Annotated in this window: 23 protein-coding genes; 18 read left to right on the forward strand and 5 right to left on the reverse strand. The window is 46.7% G+C overall.

The features are described from left to right. The first annotated feature begins 50 nt into the window (after positions 1 to 50). A complete protein-coding gene (locus C8R30_RS00170; protein ID WP_090665866.1) occupies positions 51 to 1268 on the forward strand; it encodes an EAL domain-containing response regulator in 1218 nt (405 codons plus the stop codon). A 76-nt stretch (positions 1269 to 1344) separates the two neighbouring features. Here the strand turns inward: C8R30_RS00170 and fghA are convergent, their stop codons facing one another. Continuing rightward, positions 1345 to 2190 (reverse strand): S-formylglutathione hydrolase, encoded by an 846-nt coding sequence (gene fghA / locus C8R30_RS00175; RefSeq protein ID WP_090665868.1) that lies wholly within the window; start codon positions 2188 to 2190, stop codon positions 1345 to 1347. Between the two features lie 7 nt (positions 2191 to 2197). Then, positions 2198 to 3304 carry an S-(hydroxymethyl)glutathione dehydrogenase/class III alcohol dehydrogenase gene (locus tag C8R30_RS00180; RefSeq protein WP_090665870.1) on the reverse strand — a complete coding sequence of 369 codons (1107 nt, stop codon included), beginning with the start codon at positions 3302 to 3304 and terminating at the stop codon, positions 2198 to 2200. 402 nt (positions 3305 to 3706) lie between these two features. Between C8R30_RS00180 and C8R30_RS00185 the strand changes: the two genes are divergently transcribed. From C8R30_RS00185 to C8R30_RS00265, 17 genes are all read left to right on the forward strand, one after another. Further along, on the forward strand, positions 3707 to 4009 hold the full coding sequence (locus tag C8R30_RS00185; protein ID WP_420812374.1) for a hypothetical protein: 303 nt from the start codon (positions 3707 to 3709) through the stop codon (positions 4007 to 4009). 365 nt (positions 4010 to 4374) lie between these two features. Continuing rightward, positions 4375 to 5463 carry a histidinol-phosphate transaminase gene (gene hisC, locus C8R30_RS00190; protein ID WP_090665872.1) on the forward strand — a complete coding sequence of 363 codons (1089 nt, stop codon included), beginning with the start codon at positions 4375 to 4377 and terminating at the stop codon, positions 5461 to 5463. 29 nt (positions 5464 to 5492) lie between these two features. Then, positions 5493 to 6080 carry an imidazoleglycerol-phosphate dehydratase HisB gene (gene hisB, locus C8R30_RS00195; RefSeq protein WP_090665874.1) on the forward strand — a complete coding sequence of 196 codons (588 nt, stop codon included), beginning with the start codon at positions 5493 to 5495 and terminating at the stop codon, positions 6078 to 6080. A 21-nt stretch (positions 6081 to 6101) separates the two neighbouring features. Continuing rightward, positions 6102 to 6752 carry an imidazole glycerol phosphate synthase subunit HisH gene (gene hisH, locus C8R30_RS00200; protein ID WP_090665876.1) on the forward strand — a complete coding sequence of 217 codons (651 nt, stop codon included), beginning with the start codon at positions 6102 to 6104 and terminating at the stop codon, positions 6750 to 6752. Positions 6753 to 6820: 68 nt separating this feature from the next. Beyond that, positions 6821 to 7576: a 1-(5-phosphoribosyl)-5-[(5-phosphoribosylamino)methylideneamino]imidazole-4-carboxamide isomerase gene (gene hisA / locus C8R30_RS00205; protein ID WP_090665878.1), complete on the forward strand. Its 756-nt coding sequence runs from the start codon at positions 6821 to 6823 to the stop codon at positions 7574 to 7576. Between the two features lie 204 nt (positions 7577 to 7780). Beyond that, positions 7781 to 8557 (forward strand): imidazole glycerol phosphate synthase subunit HisF, encoded by a 777-nt coding sequence (gene hisF / locus C8R30_RS00210; RefSeq protein WP_090665879.1) that lies wholly within the window; start codon positions 7781 to 7783, stop codon positions 8555 to 8557. A 44-nt stretch (positions 8558 to 8601) separates the two neighbouring features. Beyond that, positions 8602 to 8991, forward strand: a complete 390-nt coding sequence (gene hisI / locus C8R30_RS00215) for a phosphoribosyl-AMP cyclohydrolase (protein ID WP_090665881.1) — start codon at positions 8602 to 8604, stop codon at positions 8989 to 8991. After that, a complete protein-coding gene (locus C8R30_RS00220) occupies positions 8988 to 9317 on the forward strand; it encodes a phosphoribosyl-ATP diphosphatase (RefSeq protein WP_107789255.1) in 330 nt (109 codons plus the stop codon). Before hisI ends, C8R30_RS00220 begins: the two co-directional genes overlap by 4 nt. Positions 9318 to 9319: 2 nt before the next feature. Then, positions 9320 to 9673, forward strand: coding sequence for a histidine triad nucleotide-binding protein (locus tag C8R30_RS00225; RefSeq protein WP_177182259.1), 354 nt, complete (start codon positions 9320 to 9322; stop codon positions 9671 to 9673). Between the two features lie 21 nt (positions 9674 to 9694). Further along, the gene (tatA, locus tag C8R30_RS00230) at positions 9695 to 9928 is read left to right on the forward strand and encodes a Sec-independent protein translocase subunit TatA (protein WP_090665887.1); all 234 of its coding nucleotides are present in this window, start codon (positions 9695 to 9697) and stop codon (positions 9926 to 9928) included. A 62-nt stretch (positions 9929 to 9990) separates the two neighbouring features. Then, positions 9991 to 10413, forward strand: a complete 423-nt coding sequence (tatB, locus tag C8R30_RS00235) for a Sec-independent protein translocase protein TatB (protein WP_090665889.1) — start codon at positions 9991 to 9993, stop codon at positions 10411 to 10413. A 124-nt stretch (positions 10414 to 10537) separates the two neighbouring features. Then, complete coding sequence (gene tatC, locus C8R30_RS00240; protein WP_090665891.1) at positions 10538 to 11320, forward strand: twin-arginine translocase subunit TatC; 783 nt, start codon at positions 10538 to 10540, stop codon at positions 11318 to 11320. 204 nt (positions 11321 to 11524) lie between these two features. Then, positions 11525 to 14863 carry a mechanosensitive ion channel domain-containing protein gene (locus C8R30_RS00245; RefSeq protein WP_107789256.1) on the forward strand — a complete coding sequence of 1113 codons (3339 nt, stop codon included), beginning with the start codon at positions 11525 to 11527 and terminating at the stop codon, positions 14861 to 14863. Positions 14864 to 15036: 173 nt separating this feature from the next. After that, positions 15037 to 17595: a PAS domain S-box protein gene (locus C8R30_RS00250; protein ID WP_107789257.1), complete on the forward strand. Its 2559-nt coding sequence runs from the start codon at positions 15037 to 15039 to the stop codon at positions 17593 to 17595. Further along, on the forward strand, positions 17592 to 18032 hold the full coding sequence (locus C8R30_RS00255; RefSeq protein ID WP_090665897.1) for a response regulator: 441 nt from the start codon (positions 17592 to 17594) through the stop codon (positions 18030 to 18032). The genes C8R30_RS00250 and C8R30_RS00255 overlap by 4 nt, the downstream gene beginning before the upstream one ends. A gap of 23 nt (positions 18033 to 18055) precedes the next feature. Beyond that, the gene (locus C8R30_RS00260) at positions 18056 to 20503 is read left to right on the forward strand and encodes an EAL domain-containing protein (protein WP_090665899.1); all 2448 of its coding nucleotides are present in this window, start codon (positions 18056 to 18058) and stop codon (positions 20501 to 20503) included. Positions 20504 to 20531: 28 nt separating this feature from the next. Next, a complete protein-coding gene (locus C8R30_RS00265; RefSeq protein WP_107784520.1) occupies positions 20532 to 21896 on the forward strand; it encodes an NAD-dependent succinate-semialdehyde dehydrogenase in 1365 nt (454 codons plus the stop codon). 132 nt (positions 21897 to 22028) lie between these two features. On the opposite strand, the gene C8R30_RS00270 is transcribed toward C8R30_RS00265, so the two are convergent. The 3 genes from C8R30_RS00270 to C8R30_RS00280 form a co-directional block, all read right to left on the reverse strand. Then, a complete protein-coding gene (locus C8R30_RS00270) occupies positions 22029 to 22409 on the reverse strand; it encodes an HvfA family oxazolone/thioamide-modified RiPP metallophore (RefSeq protein WP_090665903.1) in 381 nt (126 codons plus the stop codon). 217 nt (positions 22410 to 22626) lie between these two features. After that, positions 22627 to 22830 carry a CsbD family protein gene (locus C8R30_RS00275; protein ID WP_090665905.1) on the reverse strand — a complete coding sequence of 68 codons (204 nt, stop codon included), beginning with the start codon at positions 22828 to 22830 and terminating at the stop codon, positions 22627 to 22629. Between the two features lie 35 nt (positions 22831 to 22865). Next, complete coding sequence (locus C8R30_RS00280; RefSeq protein ID WP_239654060.1) at positions 22866 to 23270, reverse strand: BON domain-containing protein; 405 nt, start codon at positions 23268 to 23270, stop codon at positions 22866 to 22868. Positions 23271 to 23873 lie beyond the last annotated feature (603 nt).

Genomic DNA, 23873 nt, shown 5'->3' on the forward strand with positions numbered 1-23873 from the left:
CATCATTGACATGATTTTTAAAAACATTTTTTTCTTTGGAAAGGCACATCATGATCGATGCTTCCACGATCAAAATTCTAATTCTTGACGATGAGCAATTTATGCTCAAATTATTGGCGCGCATGCTGGCCAATCAGGGGTTCACCTCAGTTGTTTGTTGTGATAACGGGCGTGATGCGTTGATGCAAGTGGATAATCAAGCAACCCGGCCCGATTTGATTTTGCTCGACTTGAACATGCCGGGAATGGATGGAATCGAATTTGTCCGTTACCTTGTTGATCGGAAGTTTACCGGTAGCTTGATACTGGTCAGTGGTGAAGATGAGCGAATGCTGCGCACAGCTGAAAAGCTCGTGCAGGCGCATAACATCCCGATGCTAGGCTATTTGCAAAAACCGGTAAAACCGGAAGCGTTACTGGCGATGTTGGCGTTATGGGCGCCCCCTTTGCCGGCAAAGCCGATCAAAGCGAAAAAGGTCTATGACGTTGAAGAGATCGGCGCTGCTATCAAAGAGGGTGCGCTGATTAATTATTATCAACCTAAGGTTTCTGTTGCCAGCTGCGCCGTGATTGGTGTAGAAACGTTAGTACGCTGGCATCACCCGGTAGATGGGCTGATTTTTCCAGATCAGTTTATCGGTGTGGCCGAAGCCAATGGGTTGATCAACGATTTAACCCGTATGGTTCTGACCCAAGCATTCGCCCAAGAAAAAAAATGGCAGCAGGCTGGTTTAGAGCTGCGCGTAGCCGTCAATGTTTCCATGGACAATCTGGCTTCACTGGATTTTCAGGATTTGGTGGTCGATCTTGCAGCAAAAGCCGGGATTTCTCCTCATAAGGTGGTTCTGGAAGTCACGGAAAGTCAGTTGATGGGGGATATGCGTGTATCGCTCGAGATACTCTCGCGTCTCCGGCTGAAACGCTTTCATCTTTCCATCGATGATTTTGGTACGGGGCATTCTTCCTTGGCGCAATTACGGGATATTCCTTTCGACGAACTCAAGATCGATCAAGGATTCGTCCATCACGCCTGGAAAAATGAGACGTTACGAGCAATTTACGACACCAGTTTGGCATTGGCGAAACAATTGAATATGGAATCGGTGGCGGAGGGAGTGGAAGATCGGGATGATTGGGATCTGTTGCGCCGCACTGGCTGCAACCTTGCTCAAGGCAATTTCATTTCAAAGCCATTGCTCGCCGAAGAAATTCCAGCCTGGATAGAAGTATGGAAACAGCGGGTGCAAACCGAGAAACTGCAAACCTGAAACGATGGTTCTGTTCCTTTGCCCGCTTTTGCAACGAATCAAGCTCAAATGATCGATCGCTACGCGCACTGCTTTGTTACGCCAGCTGATTGTAATGATGGTGCAAGTGATCGGCAATAAAAGTACTGATGAAGTAATAGCCATGGTCGTACCCTTCGTGGCGGCGTAAGTTAAGGGGTTGCCCCTTCAATTGGCATGCTGCTTCGAAGCGATCAAGATGAAGTTGCTCGTTCAAAAATGGGTCGTTGAGACCTTGGTCGACCAGCAGGGCAGGTAACTGATAACCTGCCTCAATCAATGCGGTGGCATCATGCTCACGCCAGCTTTGTGGTAGGTTTCCTAGAAAATGGTGGAATGCCTTCTGGCCCCAGGGACAATGGAGCGGAGCGGCAATCGGAGCAAATGCCGATACGGAGCGATAAAGACCCGGGTTGCGTAATGCGAGGGTAAGTGCGCCATGCCCTCCCATAGAGTGGCCAAAAATTCCGATACGTTCCTGATCGGCCGGAAATTGAGACAGAATTAGTTGGTACAGTTCTTTTGTCACATAGCTTTCCATACGAAAATAGCTTGACCAAGGCGTTTCAGTCGCATCCAGATAGAAACCCGCACCCGCGCCTATTTCCCAATCATCCGCTTCGCCATCGATACCCGTTTGGCGTGGACTGGTATCCATGCTGACTAACATCATGCCAAGTTGCGAGGCCACCCGCTGGGCTCCAGCCTTGATCATGAACGTCTCTTCCGTACAAGTGAGCCCAGCTAGAAAAAAAAGAACCGGCACCTTCTTCTCTTGTGCTTGAGGAGGCTGGTATACCGAAAAACGCATCGGTAAGCCAATGATTTCGGAAGTATGCTGATAAAAACTTTGTGTGCCGCTGAAGCAACGATGTGTGCTGCGTATTTCCAGATGTGCCGTCATAGCTGTATCAATAAACCACGACCGAGCGAATCGATTTGCCCGCTTTCATAAGCTGAAAGCCCTCATTGATTTCTTCCAGTTTCAAGGTATGGGTGATCAATGGGTCGATCTTGATCTTGCCTTCCATGTACCAGTCTACAATCTTTGGAACATCGGTCCGACCACGCGCGCCTCCAAAGGCGGAACCTTCCCATTTGCGTCCGGTAACCAACTGAAAAGGGCGCGTACTGATCTCTGCACCGGCTTCGGCGACACCGATGATGATACTGCGTCCCCATCCCTTGTGCGTACATTCCAATGCTTGGCGCATAATCTGTGTGTTACCGATACACTCGAAGCTGAAATCAACTCCCCCACCTGTCAATTGCACAATGGCGTCGACGATATTGTCCACCTCGTTAGGGTTGAGAAAGTGCGTCATGCCGAATTCCCGCGCCATGGTTGCGCGCTCAGGGTTGATATCGATACCGATAATTTTGTCAGCGCCGACCATTTTAGCACCTTGAATAACATTCAGGCCAATGCCGCCGAGACCAAATACAGCGATATGCGCTCCGGCTTCCACTTTTGCGGTGAATACCACCGCACCGATACCGGTAGTCACACCACAACCGATGTAGCAAACCTTGTCGAAAGGCGCGTCCTTCCGGATTTTAGCGAGCGCAATTTCTGGTACCACGATGTAGTTGGAGAAAGTGGAGGTACCCATATAATGTAGGATTGGTTTGCCATCGAGAGAGAAGCGAGAAGTTTCATCCGGCATCAATCCGCGACCTTGGGTGCTGCGGATCGCTTGGCATAGATTGGTTTTTCTTGACAAGCAGAATTTACACTCACGACACTCTGGCGTATATAAGGGAATGACATGATCGCCCAGTTGGAGCGACTTGACGCCCGGGCCGGTATCTACCACGACTCCTGCGCCCTCATGTCCCAGGATAGCAGGAAATAAGCCTTCAGGGTCAGCGCCAGATAACGTGTAATAGTCGGTATGACAAATGCCCGTTGCTTTGACTTCAACCAATACTTCTCCGGCTTTGGGTGCTGCCAAATCGACTTCTTCTATCGTGAGAGGGTGTCCCGCCTGCCAGGCAACAGCCGCACGTGTTTTCATGCTAGATGGTTCCTTTTTTTGGGTAGTAGAAGGTACTAAGCTACCTGCTTATCAGAGATGAGCAAGGCGCAGTTAAAATATTAACGTATCATCGTGTTTGTGAGATAGTGATTTGTGAAGTATCGATGCGCTCATAATGAAGCGAGAGACGCTTGTTTGTGCGAGAACCTGTTGATTGGTCGGTAAAAAGACGGGATGATTGCGACGAGATAATCGTTCGGGACGGCTGCTTACTCACCTTCTCTTTTTATGTAAAGTCGTACACGAGATCGAGAATGGTCACAAATCTCTGGATCAATTGGCTGCAAACAAACATTGATTATTCAGGAACTGTTTAGGTATCATGGCCAGATGAAAGTAATTGAGCGATTTGATCGACTTGTCTAACGAAACGAAATTTTATTGATTCCAGTGGGTGCGCTGCTTTTTTATACGGTTGTTTTTTTTCTTGGCTATTTTGCTATTCATGGGCTTAATGTATTCGCCAGGAGAATTTTGATCAACCGACGCATCGCCGGGTTGGGCGGTGTTTTGGTTATGGCAGTATTTCATGGCTATAAAATTATCAACAGCCCTCCGCCCACAGGTCAAGCTATCGATGCCATTTATGCGCTTGCGTATTACGTCGTTTTTCCTGTATCTGTGATTGTCGGTGTCTGTATTTATATGACATGGCAAGAAAAAAGAGATTGTGATTCGTTATAATCTATCGAAGATGACTTATTATTAGTTACTCGATTAAAAATCCTCGAACATGCAAAAATATTTTAATGCTTTGATCTTTGATTCTGGTCGGGTATGTTAAACTTTGATTAATTAATAACAGTGATAATATTTTTGTTGTTGGGAATGCAAATAGAAATCAGCTAAAAAATAATAATAACAATAGTGTAATGGGCAATAAGCTATTCTTTAAAGAAAAGCGCACAGTTCGCCCCAATCAAAAATCACAAAATGAATCTACTCTTCTTTTCCTAATTTGCTCTTGCTGATATCGAAAATAATCACAATGTGTTACACGCCTTACGCATTCCAAGCTTGCTTTCCTTGTCGCTTTGAACACATAAAGCATGTCTAATCTGCCTGAAAGTATCATTCGTCCGGAAATCGTTGCCTTATCTGCTTATCATGTGCCGCCGGCAGAAGGCATGATAAAACTGGATGCGATGGAAAATCCCTATGCCTTGCCATTGATTCTACGAGAAGAAATTTCGCAGTTAGCAGAGGATGCACGCATTAATCGTTATCCTGATCCCAGTGCTGCCCCGCTCAAGACGATCTTGAAGGAAACATTGTCTATTCCTGCGGAAATGTCGGTTATGCTGGGGAATGGTTCGGATGAAATCATTCAAATCATCGCGCTTGCTACTGCCAAGCCTGGTGCCGTATTGATGGGGGTTGATCCGGGTTTTGCCATGTTCCGTATCATCGCAACTTTTTGCGGAATGAATTATGTTGGTGTGCCGTTGTCAGCCGATTTCTCCCTTGACTTGGAAGCTATGCTGGCTGCGATCGATCAACACCAGCCCGCGGTTATTTTTTTGGCTTATCCCAATAACCCAAGTGGGAATTTATTCGATACCGAGGCAATTTGCCGCATCATTGAAGCTACCCCGGGCATTGTTGTCGTCGACGAGGCTTATCACGCTTTTGCCGATGCAAGTTTTATAGAGAAACTGATGGAGTATCCCAATCTTTTGTTGATGCGTACCCTATCCAAATTGGGATTGGCAGGATTGAGGCTAGGCATGCTGGTTGGCAGAGCGGAGTGGCTGACACAATTCGAGAAGCTGCGCTTGCCTTATAATGTCGGCATTTTGACGCAATTGATCGTGGAGAGAGTACTTCAACATTATGATATCTTGTTGGAGCAAGCAGCCTCTATCAAGGCCGAGCGCGCTATTTTGAGAGCGCGGTTGGCAACGATGGGGGAGGTGGAAGTTTTTCCATCCGATGCGAACTTTGTTTTATTCCGGCTTAATGAGGCGAGCCGGGTTTTTCAGGAACTGCAGCGGCATGGGATATTAATCAAAAACCTTGATGGCACTCATCCCTTATTAACAAATTGCTTAAGAGTGACCGTAGGTACACCTGATGAGAATACACAATTTTGCAAGACCTTGCGCCGCATACTTGAAAAACCTTTGCAACTGGCCTGATCACAACACATAATCTGCGAAACTGTTCTATGCGGCAAGCCCAAGTCACAAGAAATACGCTGGAAACCCAAATTACTGTTGAGGTCAACCTAGATGGCACAGGTCAGGTGATGCTGGATACCGGTGTGCCCTTTCTGGATCATATGCTTGATCAAATTGCACGGCATGGATTGATCGATCTTAAAATAAAAGCAAAGGGTGATTTGCATATCGATGCGCATCATACTGTTGAAGATATCGGTATTACATTGGGACAGGCCCTCGCACAAGCCTATGGCAACAAGAAAGGATTGCGTCGCTATGGACATGCCTATGTGCCTCTTGATGAGGCATTGTCGCGTGTGGTGATCGATTTATCCGGACGTCCCGGTATGGTCTATCATGTTGAATTTGTCCGCGCACGCATCGGTGATTTCGATGTCGATCTCGTGCATGAGTTTTTCCAGGGTCTTGTCAACCATGCCATGATGACTTTGCACATCGATAATCTCACTGGCCATAACGCGCATCATCAGGCAGAAACCATTTTTAAGGCGTTTGGACGGGCTTTGCGCATGGCCATAGAAGCCGATCCCCGTGCCGCTGATGTCATTCCTTCCACAAAAGGCTCTTTGTAAACACCCCTAACTATTTCAAGTATGATTGATATCGCCATTGTTGATTACGGGATGGGTAATTTACGTTCGGTATCAAAAGCACTCGAACATGTCATGCCGCATGCTTCGATTGTGGTGACCAACGACCCCATAGTCGTCCAAAAAGCAGCGCGCGTCGTTGTTCCCGGGCAGGGTGCAATGCCAAACTGCATGCATGAACTTACCACACGCGGACTCAAGCAAGCAGTACTCGAAGCAGCAGAAAATAAACCATTTCTTGGTATTTGCATCGGTTTACAAATGCTGTTTGACGAGAGTGAAGAAGGCAATGTAAACGGCCTGGGTATTTTGCCGGGAAAGGTGCGTCATTTTCCGCATGATACGATGTTTGATGCTGAGAAAAACAAGCTCAAGGTGCCACATATGGGCTGGAACCAAGTGCATCAGACAATCGAGCATCCTTTGTGGGAGGGCATCGCCAATGATGCGCGCTTCTATTTTGTTCACAGCTATTATGTAGAAGCGGCGCATCCCGAAGTGACGGCAGCTTATACACGGTATCCCACGCCATTTACTTGCGCGGTTGCTAAGGATAATATTTTTGCGGTTCAGTTTCACCCCGAGAAAAGCCATCTGGCTGGATTGACGCTATTGAGCAATTTTGCCAAATGGGAGCCCGAATCATTCGCATGATCCGATTCATTGAATAGATGGCTTTTTGAGTCTGTTTTTATTTTTCATTTAATTAGTCCTGACAACATATGCTGATTATTCCTGCAATAGACCTCAAAGATGGGCAATGTGTACGTCTCAAACAAGGCGTTATGGAAGATGCCACGATTTTTTCAGATAACCCTGATGCTGTCGCAAAGCATTGGCTGGAGCAAGGCGCGCGGCGATTGCATCTCGTCGACTTGAATGGTGCTTTTGCCGGAAAGCCTAAGAATGAGTCAGCGATACGTGCCATCGTCAAAGCTATTGACGGCAGTATTCCAATTCAGCTTGGCGGAGGTATTCGTGATCTAGAGACGATCGAACGCTACCTCGATAGTGGTATTACCTATGTCATCATCGGTACGGCTGCTGTCAAAATTCCAGGGTTTCTTCATGATGCTTGCTATGCATTCCCAGGTCAGATTATGGTGGGACTTGACGCCAAAGAGGGAAAAGTCGCAGTAGACGGTTGGTCGAAAGTGACGGGGCACGATGTTGTCGATTTGGCAAAAAAATTTGAGGATTATGGCGTAGAAGCCATTATTTATACGGATATTGGTCGCGATGGCATGCTTACCGGCATCAATATAGAAGCAACGGTTGCGTTAGCGCGCGAACTGACGGTGCCAGTTGTAGCCAGCGGTGGTATTACCAATATAGACGATATCAAGACGCTTTGTGAAATCGAATCGGAAGGCATCATGGGGGCCATCACAGGCCGGGCGATCTATGAAGGTTCCTTGAATTTTAAAGAAGCACAGCTTTTAGCTGACAAGCTGAGCGAAATAGCCTACGAAAAATAATACGGTAACATGTATTGAATTCAAAAGTCTGCTATCGTTTCACGCTAATATTATCCAACAGGCAAATCGTAGCTGCGTAAGCTTGTTCTCTATCCATTGCTGATTTTGACCGGTCTTGCCGCAAATTGTACGGTACCGTAATCCTTTCTCATAAACATGTTTCTTCCTTATTCCAACTTTCTACTTTAAAAGGTTTCTAGCTTCATGGGTCTTGCTAAGCGTATTATTCCTTGCCTCGATGTTAATAATGGGCGCGTCGTCAAAGGTGTTAATTTCGTTTCACTCCGTGATGCGGGAGATCCTGTCGAAATTGCTCGCCGCTATGATGAACAAGGCGCAGATGAACTGGTATTTCTGGACATTACCGCAAGTGCTGATAATCGTGATTTGATTTTGCACGTCATAGAAGAAGTGGCCGCTCAGGTTTTTATTCCACTGACTGTCGGAGGTGGTGTACGCAAAGTGGAGGATGTGCGTAGATTGCTCAATGCGGGGGCCGATAAGGTGAGTATCAACACCTCTGCCGTGATCAACCCGCGGCTGGTAGCAGATGCCTCCGGTCATTACGGTTCACAATGTATCGTAGTCGCAATCGATGCCAAACAAGTTACCGATGATCAGGATGGTCGCCCGCGTTGGGAGGTATTTACCCATGGCGGCCGCAAGGCGACGGGTCTGGATGCGATCGAATGGGCGGGCAAAATGCAGTCGCTGGGTGCAGGAGAAATTTTGCTAACGAGTATGGATCGAGATGGAACGCGTAATGGTTTTGATCTGGCTTTAACGCGAGCGATTTCAGAGGCTATCGATGTGCCTGTGATCGCAAGCGGTGGTGTGGGCAGTTTGGATCACCTGGTTGACGGTATTCTACAAGGGCATGCTGATGCAGTATTGGCAGCGAGTATTTTTCACTATGGTCAGCATACTATTCAGGAAGCCAAAGAATATTTAGCAAAATATGGAATTGAAGTTCGTTTGTAATACTCCAATCAAAATTGAGTGATACCTTATCGAGATGAGCGCTTATGTCGGATACTTGGCTTAACAAAATAAACTGGTCTGCGGATGGATTGGTGCCCGTTATTGCACAGGATGAAAAGAGCGGAAAAGTGCTGATGGTGGCGTGGATGAATCGGGAAGCGATTAAATTGACTGCGGAAACAGGTCAAGCTGTCTATTGGTCTCGCTCCCGCAAAAAAATTTGGCATAAAGGCGAAGAATCAGGTCATGTGCAAAAAGTGAAAGCGATTTATCTAGACTGTGACGAGGACGTGATCCTGCTCACTGTTGAGCAAGTCGGTGGGATTGCGTGCCATACGGGTAGAGAAAGCTGCTTTTTTAATAAACTGGAGGGAGATCAATGGGTGGTCGTGACACCTGTAATCAAAGATCCTACGGAGATCTACCAGCAATGAGCGATTTAACCATTCTCGATCGTTTGGCGGAAACACTCGAGGCACGTAAGCGTGCAGATCCTGCGAGCTCCTATGTTGCAAAGCTACTCACTGGTGGTCAGGATAAAATACTCAAGAAAATTGCCGAAGAAGCAGCGGAGACCATCATGGCTTCAAAAGACGGCGATATGAAACATCTTGTTTATGAAGTGGCTGATTTGTGGTTTCATAGTCTGGTATTGCTGGCGCATCATGGATTGAAACCTGGCGATGTATTACATGAATTGGAACGGCGAGAGGGTGTTTCCGGTATCGAAGAGAAACAATCACGTAAAATGGAGCGATGAAAATGGGAGAATGTATCTTTTGTAAGATAACCCAAGGCGAGATTCCGGCGAGCAAAGTTTATGAGGATCAAGATTTTATCGCTTTTCATGACATTCATCCTGCTGCACCTGTGCATTTTTTACTGATACCCAAGCAACATATCGCTTCATTGTATGAGGTAGGTGAAATGGATCAATCATTGTTGGGTAAAATGCTTTGGCTGGTTCCTCAATTGGCTAAGCGGCAGGGTTGCGAGAACGGTTTCCGGACGATTATCAATACGGGACGCGTAGGTGGGCAAGAAGTATTTCATCTCCATATCCATATTATTGGCGGAAAAGACCGCTTGCCGACGATGATTCATCATGGGCAATAAATTTTCTTGAGGGTTAACGAAATGGGAACATTCAGTATTTGGCATTGGTTGGTCGTACTGGCAATCGTGGTACTGGTTTTTGGTACGAAAAAACTGCGTAATCTCGGCAGTGATCTTGGCAATGCAGTCAGAGGGTTCAAAGAAGGGATGAAGGGTGCTGAGGAGGATACAACGCCCCCGCCTTCACATTCTCAACAGATTACAAACCATACAGTCGAAGCTGAAATCAAAGAGAAAAATCAGACCAAGCTCTGAGCGACTTGTATTTGCTTTGGTGGAAGGCTCTGGGAGAGAGACTGTTTTGACGGAAATTCTGCATGTTTGATATCAGCTTTCTGGAAATGCTGATCATTTCAATCGTTGCGCTCGTAGTGATTGGGCCTGAGCGGCTTCCTCGTGTCGCGCGGACCGTCGGTCATCTTCTTGGGCGTGCACGGCGTTATGTCGACAATGTCAAAAATGATATCCGGCATGAAATCGAACTCGATGAATTAAAGCGTCTAAAAGAGTCCGTGCATGAAACAACGCGTTCTATCGAACAATCAGTCAGGAAAGAATTCGATGAGTTGCGAGCGGATGTCGATATGAATAAGGCTGAGAACAGGTCCTCCCTTACGGTGACTGAAGGGACTGAGAACAAGCACGCAGGTGGGCTTTCTCAAAGTGTATCTGACAGTCAACGCCCATCTGCCGCACTGCAACAGACACCTGAATCAACTAAAAATCCACCAAAATCTTAAAAAAATATTACGTGGGTTGTATTAGCCAAGCAAATTTCTTGCTAATCTAACCGCTGAGATTGACCCCGATCATCCCTTCAGTGATTTACCGGATGATCTCATCAAGCCGTTTCATCATGAGCATATGAATGACGAGAGTACTTTTATTTCGCACCTGGTTGAGTTGCGCGCCCGGTTAGTGCGGGCTTTTACCGTGATCGTGCTGGGTTTTTTGCCCTGCGCCTATTTTGCGCGCGATCTTTATACCATCTTGGCGCAGCCTTTATTGGAGAAACTGCCGTTGGGGGGGCAAATGATTGCGACTGCAGTGGCAACCCCCTTTTTTATTCCGATGCAGGTGGCTTTGATGACTGCTTTCGTCGTCACGCTGCCTCATACACTTTATCAAGTCTGGGCTTTCGTTGCCCCCGGTCTGTATTCACATGAGAAACGCTTGTTTTTGCCGCTGGTATTCGCAAGCAGTCTGTTGTTTTTCTTAGGCATGGCCTTTGCTTATTTTGCTGCATTGCCACTAGTATTTGAGTTTATTATATTTTTTGCCCCCGATGGCGTGGCAGTGATGACTGATATCGGTGAATACCTCAGCTTTGTGCTCACCATGTTTCTGACCTTCGGCATCGCATTCGAGGTACCCGTATTTGTCGTAGTACTGGCCCGAACGGGGGCGATTTCGCTGACAAAACTGAAAGAAGTGCGCGCTTATGTGTTGGTGGGCGCGTTTGTAATTGGTGCAATTTTTACACCACCCGATGTCATTTCCCAATTTCTGCTGGCAGTACCCCTCTATTTGCTTTATGAACTGGGAATTTTTCTAGCAGGATTGACTAACAAGCCAGCTGGTGCGGATTTGGATAAACCCTTGGTTGATAACGCTCATAAGCCTGCTGCCAAAGAAAAAGATTTTTGACCTGAAGTAGTCTGCATCTGCCTCCAAGTGCTTCAACCCCCTGTTAAGTCTTGGAAAGAGCGATGATGTTGCAGGAAAAGATAGAGCTATCGGTAGTCAGTTTAGATTTTCTAACCGCTTCAGGATACGCTTTAAAGCTGTAGAAATTTCCGTAGAATCAGATCAGTGAAAATATCGGATCAGAGATTCTTAATTGAAATACGAATGCACATAATCAAACTCATATTTATCGTTTTCTTGCTGTTTGGGGTAGGAGTCGATATTGGACATAGCAAAGCGAGCGAGCTTGCCAGCCAGCTTCAATCTATCCAGTCTAAGCTTGAAACGGTGAGTAGCGGCGATGAAACACCGCAGAAAAAGAAGCTGAAAGAAATTTACCTCAATACGCAACAAGTTTTACTCGATCACCAGGAGTATCTCGATAAAACACAGCTTTATACCGAGCAGCTAAAAAAGTACCCTCAGCAGCTTGAAGCGCTTAGGAAGCAGAAAAGCAAGACGACTTCTGCACAAATTGATACCGCTCAATTAGCGAAATTATCTCTGCCAGAAATGGAGCAGCGGTATGTAACCGTACAAGCAAAATTATCGGAACTCCAGAATCAACAGCAAAAACTGATTTCCGAAATTGTTACCCTCCGTCAACGGGCGATCAAGATTCGTGAGGAACTGGTAACAACCATTAATGCGCGTAAAGTACTGACTGAAAAGTCATTATCGTCTTCTCCTCACGATATCTCAGATGAGAAAGTTGTCGATGCGCAAAAAATACTCCAAGAATATCAGAACCAGGCATTGACAGATAAGATTCGTATGCTGGAGCTCGAAGCATTGGTCTTGCCTCACGCTATCGATATCGCGACGCTGCAGGAAGATACCGTTTTGAAGCCAGAAATTCATGTCTTGCAGCAAGAAGCGGAGTGGTTAATCAAGCAGATCAACCTCACTAGAAAGAGTGAGACCGAAAAGGTTGTCGAAAAAACGGGCCAATTGCTGGGTGACGGTAAGTGGCAGCACCCTGCGTTGCTCATGATGGTGAAAAACAACGAAGATCTCGCCGCTAAGCTCAGTGATTATGCAGAGCGCGCAGCAAATTTGATGATACAAAAAGCGCAGTATGAAAACCGGCTCAATTTGATTACCAGAAATTACGCGACAATGCAGCAACGGCTCGAGTTCCAGGAGGAAGATGATGCAGTAGGGACCGAGATCAGAAAACAATTCAAGCAGATCCTATCCAAACCCAATATCCGGAACGCACAGAAATTATTGAATAGCGCAAAACTCGAGTTATTCCAGCTCGAGCAAGAAAAGTTGGAGATGCTGAATGATAAAGCTTATTTCAAGAATATGACTGAAGGGCATGCTATCAATAGCAAAGACCCGGCCTATCAGGCTATTGTCGATGCGTTTCAGGAGCTCAAGAATTCCCGTTTGCATGTCATCGATCAATTCATGGGTGTCCTGCATTCTTATATCAAGGAATTAGAGTTCTATATTTCGATTCAGACTCAGCTTGTCGAGAAAATTGACCAATATGAGCTGTTACTCAAAGAGAATTTGCTCGTTACAAGGAGTGCGAAACCTGTTAGTTTGGAGGTAATCGATGATTTTAATGCGGCGATAAGCTGGCTAGCTTCCAATAAGACCCGATCGGCGTTGATCAAAGTAATCGATAAAGTCTGGTTGCCTGCTTTGATCATTATGGGTATTTCGCTACTGATTGGATTGATTTTTAGGCTGATTTATTGGCCTCGCTATTTGCGCTGGGAAGAAGCGGCTAATGAAGCTTGGGGAAAAGTTAACCAAGATAAGGTGCGTTATCCAGTCGGTATGCTGTTGATCAATCTCGTTCAGTCTGCGTTGGTTGCTTTACCGTTCATGCTGATTCATGAGGTGCTTCAGCATAGTATCAATACAGAAATCAACCGTGCACTTTCTTTGGTTTTTTATGTGTCGGCAGTCACCGTTTTTTTCTGGAGTTTTTTACTGCAGCTTTGTCGTCCTGGCGGGCTGCTCGTGAGTCAGTTTGATTGTCACGAAGATTGGGTCAACAAACTCTATCATGACGTAAAATTTTACGCCCCCGGTATATGGGTACTCGCGATCGTCATTGGCTTCACGGATGCCCTTACCGATGATGTGGTGCGTAACAGCATTGGGCGGGCCGCATTTATCCTGTTATGTATCTGGCTGGCATTGTTTGCTTTGGGTTGGACAGCGATGTCCCGCTCCGGGAAGGCGCTTTATTCCGGAAAAAGATTGACCCTCATCCAGAATCCTAAACTATGGATGTCACTACTCTTCCTGCAGCAATTCTATATGATCGTTATGGCGGCGAGGGGTTATTACTTTGCTGCGCTGTATCAAAGCATCCTGATATTCCAATCGATTTCTTGGATAATACTCTGCAGCCTGATTTTTTTCCTCGGTTATCGGAGTCTGTTGATTACGCAGCGAAGAATTGCTTTTAAACGTGCGCTGGCAAAGCGGGAAGAAATACTTGCGCAACGTGCAACTGCAGGGAGTAGTGAAATCGAATATGTGGATGATAACTATATCGATGTCAAATCAATCAGCAAACAATCCGCGACCCTACTGAAAATCAGCGTATGGGGGGTGTTGCTGGGTGGGTTAAGTGTGATTTGGCTGGAAATGTTACCCGCCTTCGGGTTTCTGGAAAAAATCATCATCTGGCGTACGTCCACCATGGTCGAAGGCGAAGTGGTGACACGCCTCATTACACTCGAAACATTGCTGGTCGCGTTGGTTATTTTATCCCTAGTCATTGTGGGAGCGCATAACCTACCAGGTACACTGGAGCTGCTCGTGCTACAACACTTGTCGCTGAATGCCGGATCCGGTTACGCAATCACCACATTGCTCAGATATACCATTATCATCATTGGTGTGATGGTGGCTTTCCAGATGATCGGTATGGAATGGTCTAAAATCCAGTGGCTGGTGGCCGCGCTAGGTGTCGGGTTGGGCTTTGGGTTACAAGAAATTGTAGCCAATTTCGTATCCGGGATCATTCTTTTGTTCGAGCGGCCAATCAGGATAGGTGATTTGGTGACATTGAACAATGTCACCGGAACGGTCAGCAAGATCAATATTCGCGCGACGACTCTAATTGACCCCGACCGCAAGGAAGTGGTTGTCCCGAATAAAACCTTTATTACCCAGCAATTAATCAATTGGTCGCTTACTGACCAAGTTACCCGTATTCAGATACCCGTGGGGATAGCTTATGGATCGGATTGTGAAAAAGCAAGGTCATTGCTGTTGGACATCGCGCGGAATCATCCGTCGGTTTTGCGTGATCCCGAACCAAGCGCACTATTTCTGGAGTTTGGTGCAAGCTCGCTGAATTTTGAATTAAGAGTCCATGTTGCGCAGATCTCGGACCGAATGGAACTCATCCATGATCTGCATATGGAAATTCACCGCCGGTTTGCTGAAGAGAAGATCGACATTGCATTCCCGCAATTGGATGTTCATTTTTATCGTGGAGGTGACAAGAAGATACCAGAATCAAGGTAAATGCGCGATCGATATGACCCCAATAGAATTTCAAATTAACATTATATCCATTTGACATATAATAATATTATATCGAAACTATTCGGAGAGTTTTTGGCAATCCCGAGTGAACAAAAATAGCGTGTGCAAGTAAGATAAATAATCATCAGCCGCTGAGCTGATAAAGGAGCGCAATGAAGACACCTAAATGGGGTTATCAATTCTTGCAGTATTTTCTGCGCTTGTGGTTGCCGTTGGTTTTATTGCTGGTTGTGGTGCTATGGATACTATTTCGCACACAAGCAGATGCCGCGCTAGCCATTTTGCAGGCAAACGAGCGCCAATCAATCCAGATGGGGAAACGTTCTATAGACGCTGCGCTGAGCGTACTCGTCGGCGATGCACTTTATCTTGCAGAACATTCATCCTTACAACACTGGTTGGATACCCATGATTCCGAGGCAAAATCACGCCTTGCACATGACTTCCTGGCTTTTGCAAAACGCCGTCCGCACTATGACCAAATCCGCTTTTTGGATGAACATGGCTATGAGAGAGTGCGCATCAATTTTCATGATGGCCATTCGTTTATAGAGTTAGCAAGCTTACAAGACCTGTCAGAGTCCCCCTACGTGCGAAATACGCTTGCGCTGGATGAAAAAGCGGTTCTGATATCACCGTTCGATCTCAATATCGAACAGGGTGTAATAGAAGAACCCATTAGTCCTACGATACGCTTCAGTGCACCGGTATTCGATGATGATGGACAGAAACGGGGTCTCGTTGTACTCAATTACCAAGGCTATCGGTTACTTAATCGTTTACGCGCTATTTCAGAGCAAAGTCTGGGTAGCCTATGGTTACTTAATGCGGCGGGCTACTGGTTATTGGGTCCAGATCCGGGAACTGAATGGGGATTTATGTATCAAGACCGTCAGGCAGTGCGCTTTGAGCGCGAATTCGGTGAAGAGATTTGGTCTGAAATTATGCAAGGACCTCAACTCGGACAATGGGAGCACGAGAAAGGGTTATTTACTTATTCTAAGATCAGCCCAGCAGAAGCGCAAAATAACGTGAATGCAGAAGAAGAACGATGGGTATTGATATCATATGTGCCGCCTTCAGTGATTGCGGCCAGTACCGCTGAAAATGAGCGCAATCTTGTCATCGCATTTATTGGATTGACATTTGTGCTGGCGCTAGTCAGTGGGATCATCGCTTATTATATAGTACGCCGTCGGCAAGCCGAAGCTGCGGTCCGCGCGAGTGAAATCCGGTTTCGGGGGCTGCTCGAATCGGCGCCCGATGGTATTGTCATTGTCGATCAACGCGGGGTTATCACTTTAGTCAATTCACAAACTGAGCAATGGTTCGGTTATACACGCGATGAGTTGCTCGGGAACCATATCGAGCAACTCATACCCGAACGCTTCCGCTCGGGCCACGTGAAGGTACGGGATCGCTATGCTGGAAAACCGGCAACTCGGCCGATGGGGGCTGGGCTAGAACTCTTTGGTAGACGCAAGGATGGTAGCGAATTCCCGGTGGAGATCAGTTTGAGTCCTTTACAAACGGATCAAGGGTTATTGGTTACCAGTATTATTCGTGATATTACCTCACGCAAGCAGGCTGAGGAAATGCAACGACAGGTAGAAATGCGCTACCATGGTCTCGTCAACAATTTGCCGGTAGGGGTCTATCGTAACAAGCCGGATGAAAAAGGACAGTTCCTTGAAGTCAATCAGGCGATGGTCGATATTTTTGAAGCAGAATCGGCAGAGCAACTGCTCACTCATCATTTCAGAGAATCTTATTGCGATCTTGCTGAACGCAATCGATTTATCGGTAAGGTTTTGCACGATGGCTACGTCAAGGGTGAAGAAGTTCGTTTAAAAACCTTGAAGGGACGGGAGTTTTATGCGGCTTTGTCGGCTGTCATGAAAAAAAATGAATCAGGCGGAATCTATTTCGACGGTATTCTGGAAGATATCAGTATGCGTAAGCAGAGTGAACATAAGATTCAACAATTGAACGAGCGTCTACAAGCGCGTTCCAAGGAACTCGAAACCATCAACCGCGAGCTGGAAGCATTCAGCTATTCTGTTTCTCACGATTTGCGTGCGCCACTGCGCGCCATGGATGGTTTTAGTCGCACGTTGCTCGATGAATACGCTGATCATTTCGATGAAAAAGGAAGAGACCGGCTTAGGCGGATACGCGCTGCAGCACAGCGCATGGGTGCCCTGATCGATGATTTGCTTAAATTGTCGCGCGTCAGTCGTACGGAGATCAAGCGGGAAGAAGTCGATTTGACTCAGATGGCAAATGAGGTGTTGCAAATCTTGCAACAGGATGATCCGGCACGAACGGTATGTATTCAAATACAATCCGGCTTGATGGCCTATGGGGATGCACGGTTGTTGCGCGTGGTGATGGATAATTTGCTGGGTAATGCCTGGAAATTCACTGCTCATGCGCAAGCAGCTTCTATTGAAGTAGGGGAGGAGCTGAAGGGTGGACAAATTGTTTACTTTGTTCGGGATAATGGTATAGGGTTTGATATGGCTTATGCCGATAAATTATTTGGCGCTTTTCAACGTTTGCACGATGCTGCCGAATTTCCTGGAACGGGAATCGGTCTGGCAACGGTGCAGCGCGTCATTCATAAGCATGGGGGCCAGATCTGGGCAGAGAGCGCTGTCAATCAAGGTGCAATTTTTTATTTTACTTTGGATGAAAAGGAGAGCGCATGAGTGATAAGGCCATATTGTTGGTCGAAGATAATCCAGACGATGCATTGTTGACGATAGAAGCTCTGGAAGCGAATCGAATCGGGAATAAAGTGGTGGTCGCTCGCAACGGTGTCGAAGCACTCGATTATTTGTTTTGTAGAGGGATCTATGCAGAGCGGAATGCTGCTGACCTGCCCGTACTCGTATTACTTGATCTGAAGCTTCCCAAAATCGATGGTCTGGAAGTATTACGGCAAATTCGGGCCGATGAGCGTACCCATGTTTTGCCTACCGTTATTTTGACTTCGTCCATCGAGGATGAAGATCGTCTCAAAGGTTACGCGCTGGGCGCCAATAGCTATGTGCGTAAACCGGTCGATTTCGATGATTTTGTCCAGGCTGCGGGTCAACTGGGGCTCTATTGGTTGGTATTGAATGAATCACCATTTGGACGGTAACAGTCCGATCTTGGGGAAAAAGTATGTCGATAACCCAGCTATCTTCACCGTTGTTACGTTTTCTGTTCATAGAGGATTTGGAAGACGACGCGCTATTGCTGGTAGACTTCCTTCGTTCTGGTGGTCTTGAATTTGATTGGCAGCGGGTAGCGACTGAGCAGGAAGTCAGCTTGAAGCTGCAGGAATCGTGGGATATCGTATTTTCTGATTACACCATGCCGGGCTTTAGTGGCATTCATGCACTTGAAATTGTACGCAAGCATGACCCTGATCTCCCTTTTATTTTTATTTCCGGCACGATCGGTGAGGAAATAGCGGTAGAAGCATTAAAACATGGCGCACAGGACTACGTCATGAAAGGAAACATGGGACGTTTACTGCCCGCGATTGATCGCGAGCTGCGTGAAGCCCGGTCACGCCGGGAGCGTCGTCAGACTGATCAATTGTTGCGCAAGCTATCTTTGGTGGTGACCCAGACAACGGACAGCGTCTTCGTCACAGATCGGGAGGGGCATATCGAATATGTGAATCCGGCGTTTGAGCTGCTTACCGGTTACAGCATCGATGAAGCTAAGGGGAAAACACCTGCCATTTTGTGTTCAGGCCAACATGATCGTAATGTTTACTGTCAGTTATGGGAAACGATCGTCAGTGGTAATATCTATAAAGGGACGCTGGTTAACCGGCGCAAGAATGGAGAATTTTTTCATCAAGAACAGGAAATAACGCCTTTAAAGGATGAACAAGGACATATTACGCATTATGTCGCAACCGGTAGAGATATCACGAACCGGGTCAATATCGAGCGAGAACGTGCGAGACTGGCGGCTATTCTGGAAGCGACGCCTGACCTGGTCGCCATATTTGAGCCGAGCGGTGTTTTTCGTTACTTGAATGGTGCAGGGCGACGGCTTCTGGGGATCAGTCTGAGAGAAGATATTACTCAATATCGTATGCAAACACTATTCCGAAAGGATATTGCGCAACAGATGATGGATGAGATTATCAAGTCCGCAAGTCAGGATGGAATTTGGAGTGGAGAGACGGTCTTACAGATTGCTGCCGGCAGAGAATTGCCTGTTTCCCAAGTTGTATTGGCGCATAAGAACAATGGTCAAGAAATCGAGTTTTTATCCACCATCGCACGTGATATCTCTGAACGAAAACGTTTTGAAGCTGAGTTACAGCATCAGGCAACGCATGATCGTTTGACTAATCTACCGAACCGTTTTTTTTTGGTTGATCGTTTTACCACCGCACTGGAACATGCGCGGCGGCATAGACACTATGTCGCAGTGCTTTTCCTGGATATGGACCACTTTAAGCGTATTAACGATACCCTCGGACACGCAGCTGGTGACAGTTTACTGCAGCAGGTGGCTCAACGGTTACACAGTTGTATGCGTGCCAATGACACCGTGGCGCGGCATGGAGGCGACGAATTCACTATCGTCGTTGGCGATCTCGATGATCCAGAAAATATCCTAGGTGTGCTGCGCAAGCTGCGAAAGGCAATCGAGCGGCCAATAATCGTTAACTCGCAAGAAATTTATGTGACGTTCAGTACCGGCATCGCACTTTACCCACATGATGGCACAGGAATAGAGGATTTACTGAGTCATGCAGATATCGCCATGTATCAGGCTAAATCGGCTGGGCCCAATCAATACCGTTTTTATGCGCCCAATATGAACGTTCGTGGTCATGAGCTGCTGGCATTGGAAGCTGATTTGCGTCGCGCCATGGAACAAGAGGAGTTTGTATTGCACTATCAGCCGCAAATCGACCTGCGTGATAACCGAATAATCGGAGCGGAAGGGTTGATTCGTTGGCAACATCCTACGCGCGGATTGGTCTCGCCTGCCGATTTTATTCCCTTGCTAGAGAAATCAGGTATGATCGTTCCGGTGGGTGAATGGGTGATGCATGAAGCCTGTAGAATGCATCGCAAATGGCGTAAATTGGGGTTCAACGATTTACGCGTTTCTATCAATGTTTCTGCTGCCCAATTTGGCGACGCTGATTTGCTCGCTAAGGTGCAACGAGTGCTAAAAGAGGAGCGCATGCCCCATCAAGCACTTGAATTCGAGATTACAGAAAATATATTGATGCGCGATCCTGTCAGTGCAGCTGAATTGCTGGAAGCCATTCATGCCTTGGGCGTCCGCATCGCCATTGATGATTTTGGTACCGGTTACTCCTCGTTGGCTTACCTGAAGCGCTTTCCACTCGATGCGCTCAAGATCGATCAGACATTCGTCCGTGACATCACAAGCGATACCAGCGACGCCGCAATCGTGGAAGCGAGTGTTTCGCTCGCTCATAAACTTGATCTGGAAGTGGTCGCGGAAGGTGTGGAGACGGAACAGCAATTGGCTTTTCTTTATGCACAGGGATGTGATCTGGTGCAAGGCTATTATTTTGGCCGCCCTGTGACCATATCTGAGTTTATTCGACTGCTCCAGCAATAAGCTAAATTGTTATTGAGGATTTTTGCTGATGCCTATACTTTCGATCAATCCCGTTACAGGGCAAATCTTGGATTCCTTTCCCCTCTGGTCGGATGAAACGATCGATTCGACCTTGAGCCGTGTCGTCACTGCTTACGCCTACTGGTCGGCACTCGATATCGAACAGAGAGCAGTTTACATGCACAATCTGGCCCAGGTCTTGCGTCAGCGTCGAGACGATTACGCCCAACTCATCACCGAGGAGATGGGGAAATTACTAAAAGAAGCCAGGGCAGAGATCGACAAATGTGCGCTCGGCTGTGAACATTATGCGGGGCATGCGAAAACCTATTTGGCTGAGGAAATCATAGACTCAGATGCCAGCCGCAGTGGGGTCATTTATCAACCTTTGGGTACGTTATTGTGTATCATGCCGTGGAATTTCCCTTTCTGGCAACTGATACGCGCTGCTGTGCCTGCAATGATGGCAGGCAATACCGTTGTGCTTAAGCACGCTTCCAATGTCCCGCGCTGTGCACTCGCACTAGAAGAAGCATTTCGTGAAGCAGGTTTTCCGGAGAATGCCTTTCGCACCTTGATGATTTCGGCTACACAAGCCGAGAAGGTCATTGCAGATCCACGCATTGCAGCGGTGACCTTGACCGGCAGCAGTGCAGCCGGACGTAAAGTGGCCGCAATTGCCGGCCAGCATTTGAAAAAATGTGTATTGGAATTGGGCGGATCAGATCCTTTCATTGTGCTGGAGGATGCAGATCTTGAATTTACGGTATCCCAGGCAGTCTCCGCCCGTTTTCAGAATATGGGACAAAGTTGCATTGCTGCCAAGCGATTCATCCTTGTGGAGGGTATTGCTGATCTCTTTTTAGAACACTTTAAAACATTGGTAAGTCAATTGCGCATGGGTGACCCTAAGGATGAATCCACGACCATCGCGCCAATGGCGCGCGTAGATTTGCGTGACGCACTGCATGCACAAATCGAGCGCAGCCTAGCGATGGGGGCAATACTTGTGGCAGGAGGAGAAACTATCGGTACGCAAGGCGCTTATTACGCGCCCACTATCTTGGATCGGGTATACCCAGGCATGCCCGCCTTCGATGAGGAGTTATTCGGTCCGGTTGCTGCAATTGTACGCGTGAGAAACACTGAGGAAGCAATTCAGTTAGCTAATCAAACTCCGTTTGGTTTGGGTGGGAGCGTATGGACCCGTAATATCGCGCACGGTGAAGCAATCACCCGACGGCTACTTGTGGGAGCGGCTTTTGTCAATGGCATCGTCAAAAGCGACCCGCGTTTGCCGTTTGGCGGCATCAAAGCATCCGGCTTTGGCCGGGAATTGTCCTACCATGGCATTCGTGAGTTTGTGAATATTAAAACAATATGGGTTGGATAATGACAAGTAACGGATAGGTCGCACATTTTGCTTGCTTCAAACTTGTTGCAAATAAGTAGCTTAAAATAGAGCAGGTTTCCAGCATGAATTGTTTTTCATGCCGGAAACCTGCTTTTGCTGGTTAATTAAAGCTTAATAGCTTTTCTTGTCACCATGCATTTTTCTTTTCTCTGCTTTCGATTTTTCTATCTCATCTTTATCGATAACGCCATCTTTGTTGGCATCCATTTTCTCGAACATGGCATCGTGGTGTTTATCCCATTCCTCCTTGCTAACCTTGCCATCTTTATCGGTGTCAGCCATGTTAGCACCACACCTATTTTCACCACATTTACCTTCACCGCCGCATTTGCCTTCACCTGCTTTCTTATCACCATAGGCAACCATAAACCCTTTTTCCATTGGTTGCATGCTGAAAGGATTTTCGGCAGCAGAAGCTAAGGGTGCAATACCGAGGGTTACAGCGAAAGCAGAACCGACTGCAGCAGAAATGATTGATTTTCTTTTAGACATGATGTTTCTCCTGAATGTATTAAAGGAATACTACGCTAGAGCTTACCGGGAAATCCGGTATTTTTTATTGTAGACGCAAAGCTAGTTGCGATCACGGCAATTCTGAATGTTTCATGATTTACTGTGCACGGACTGCTAGGCCGACAATAAAAATCTGTTGCACAGCATGTCGCTTTCGCAACATGCTGCTCTGCTTTACGCAGGAGGAGGGCGCTACTTAATCTTTATGTTTTCTTTCCCATTCTTCGATTTGCTTTTCAGCTTCTTCCTTGCTGATTCCGTAGGATTCCTGGATTTTGCCAGCAAGCTGATCGCGTTTCCCGGCAATCGTGTCGAGATGATCGTCGGTGAGCTTGCCCCATTGTTCCTTGATTTTTCCTTTGAATTGTTTCCAGTTACCTTCTATTTGATCCCAGTTCATTTTGTAGCTCCTTTCTTACATTAAAATTACGGTTGTTACTGCTTGATGCTCATTTCATCGAGGATGTTTTTTACGCCCTCGACCTCCTGTGCAACCTCTATTGCCCGGTCAATTTGGGCTTGGTTTTCTACAAACCCGCTGAGTTGAACTTCTCCATCACGTGTCACTACACTGATATCAGCACTCTCGATGATGGGATCGCTAATGAGTGCGGCTTTAACCTTGGCAGTAATGACTCCGTCATCTATCTTGACGCCTACGCTGGTGTCGCCAGACTTAAGACTCATTTTATTAACTACGCTTTTGACGCCCTTGACCTCTTGAGCCACCGCTATAGCACGATCCATTTGATTTTGGCTATCCACAAATCCACTGAGCTGAACTTCGCCCTTACGTGTTTCAACTTTGATTGCTAAACTATCCAGACCCGTATCATTCAACAGCGCAGCCTTCACCTTGTGGTAACGACGCTATCATCGATTTCGTCTCCTACTGTGGTTCTAGCCTCGGCACAATTAATCTATTTTTGATATCCATACATTTTTTCTCCTGCGTTGAATATATTGAAGCTTTATTTAGTTCTAACTTGGAGGTTGTCGCGGCTTTCTATTTCATGATTTCTATAATTTTCATTATCCTTGGTATGTTGCCCACTGTTCTGTACGCTGACGCACATAACTGAATAAATAATTCAAAATCACTTTTAAGAAATTACCCTATTCCTTTTTATGAGCTAATCGCGTAGCTCAACACGACGGTAGGGTATGCGGCGGCATTGCAGTGACTGCTACGAAATACTTGTGACGAACTTAATTTTTAACCCGGCTATTTCACCAGATTCTGCTTAATGAAATAGCCGACTCAGGATATGTTTGGAAGATGGATTTCTGAATTGATCGAAGGAGGGCTGCTTAGAGCACTGCTAGCGCGTTACCTATAAGCATGCGTTGGTTGGTTATTTATTTCCGAATAGGTTCAATTCTGTTTCTCAGGTACGATAATGATCGTTTCCTTGGTTCCGGACTCGCCTTGTGGGCCTTGCG

The sequence above is a fragment of the Nitrosomonas nitrosa genome (genome assembly GCF_003051105.1).
In the GTDB taxonomy this organism is placed as follows: domain Bacteria; phylum Pseudomonadota; class Gammaproteobacteria; order Burkholderiales; family Nitrosomonadaceae; genus Nitrosomonas; species Nitrosomonas nitrosa.

Excerpts from the sequence above, each read along its gene's own strand:
- C8R30_RS00225 (WP_177182259.1), top strand. The coding sequence starts at position 9,320 with ATGGGAGAATGTATCTTTTGTAAGATAACCCAAGGCGAGATTCCGGCG.
- C8R30_RS00180 (WP_090665870.1), bottom strand. The coding sequence starts at position 3,304 with ATGAAAACACGTGCGGCTGTTGCCTGGCAGGCGGGACACCCTCTCACG.
- hisA (WP_090665878.1), top strand. The coding sequence starts at position 6,821 with ATGCTGATTATTCCTGCAATAGACCTCAAAGATGGGCAATGTGTACGT.
- hisB (WP_090665874.1), top strand. The coding sequence starts at position 5,493 with ATGCGGCAAGCCCAAGTCACAAGAAATACGCTGGAAACCCAAATTACT.
- hisF (WP_090665879.1), top strand. The coding sequence starts at position 7,781 with ATGGGTCTTGCTAAGCGTATTATTCCTTGCCTCGATGTTAATAATGGG.
- C8R30_RS00170 (WP_090665866.1), top strand. The coding sequence starts at position 51 with ATGATCGATGCTTCCACGATCAAAATTCTAATTCTTGACGATGAGCAA.
- tatA (WP_090665887.1), top strand. The coding sequence starts at position 9,695 with ATGGGAACATTCAGTATTTGGCATTGGTTGGTCGTACTGGCAATCGTG.
- tatB (WP_090665889.1), top strand. The coding sequence starts at position 9,991 with ATGTTTGATATCAGCTTTCTGGAAATGCTGATCATTTCAATCGTTGCG.
- C8R30_RS00275 (WP_090665905.1), bottom strand. The coding sequence starts at position 22,830 with ATGAACTGGGATCAAATAGAAGGTAACTGGAAACAATTCAAAGGAAAA.
- C8R30_RS00250 (WP_107789257.1), top strand. The coding sequence starts at position 15,037 with ATGAAGACACCTAAATGGGGTTATCAATTCTTGCAGTATTTTCTGCGC.
- hisC (WP_090665872.1), top strand. The coding sequence starts at position 4,375 with ATGTCTAATCTGCCTGAAAGTATCATTCGTCCGGAAATCGTTGCCTTA.
- C8R30_RS00245 (WP_107789256.1), top strand. The coding sequence starts at position 11,525 with ATGCACATAATCAAACTCATATTTATCGTTTTCTTGCTGTTTGGGGTA.
- fghA (WP_090665868.1), bottom strand. The coding sequence starts at position 2,190 with ATGACGGCACATCTGGAAATACGCAGCACACATCGTTGCTTCAGCGGC.
- hisH (WP_090665876.1), top strand. The coding sequence starts at position 6,102 with ATGATTGATATCGCCATTGTTGATTACGGGATGGGTAATTTACGTTCG.
- hisI (WP_090665881.1), top strand. The coding sequence starts at position 8,602 with ATGTCGGATACTTGGCTTAACAAAATAAACTGGTCTGCGGATGGATTG.
- C8R30_RS00220 (WP_107789255.1), top strand. The coding sequence starts at position 8,988 with ATGAGCGATTTAACCATTCTCGATCGTTTGGCGGAAACACTCGAGGCA.
- C8R30_RS00255 (WP_090665897.1), top strand. The coding sequence starts at position 17,592 with ATGAGTGATAAGGCCATATTGTTGGTCGAAGATAATCCAGACGATGCA.
- C8R30_RS00260 (WP_090665899.1), top strand. The coding sequence starts at position 18,056 with ATGTCGATAACCCAGCTATCTTCACCGTTGTTACGTTTTCTGTTCATA.
- C8R30_RS00265 (WP_107784520.1), top strand. The coding sequence starts at position 20,532 with ATGCCTATACTTTCGATCAATCCCGTTACAGGGCAAATCTTGGATTCC.
- C8R30_RS00270 (WP_090665903.1), bottom strand. The coding sequence starts at position 22,409 with ATGTCTAAAAGAAAATCAATCATTTCTGCTGCAGTCGGTTCTGCTTTC.
- tatC (WP_090665891.1), top strand. The coding sequence starts at position 10,538 with ATGAATGACGAGAGTACTTTTATTTCGCACCTGGTTGAGTTGCGCGCC.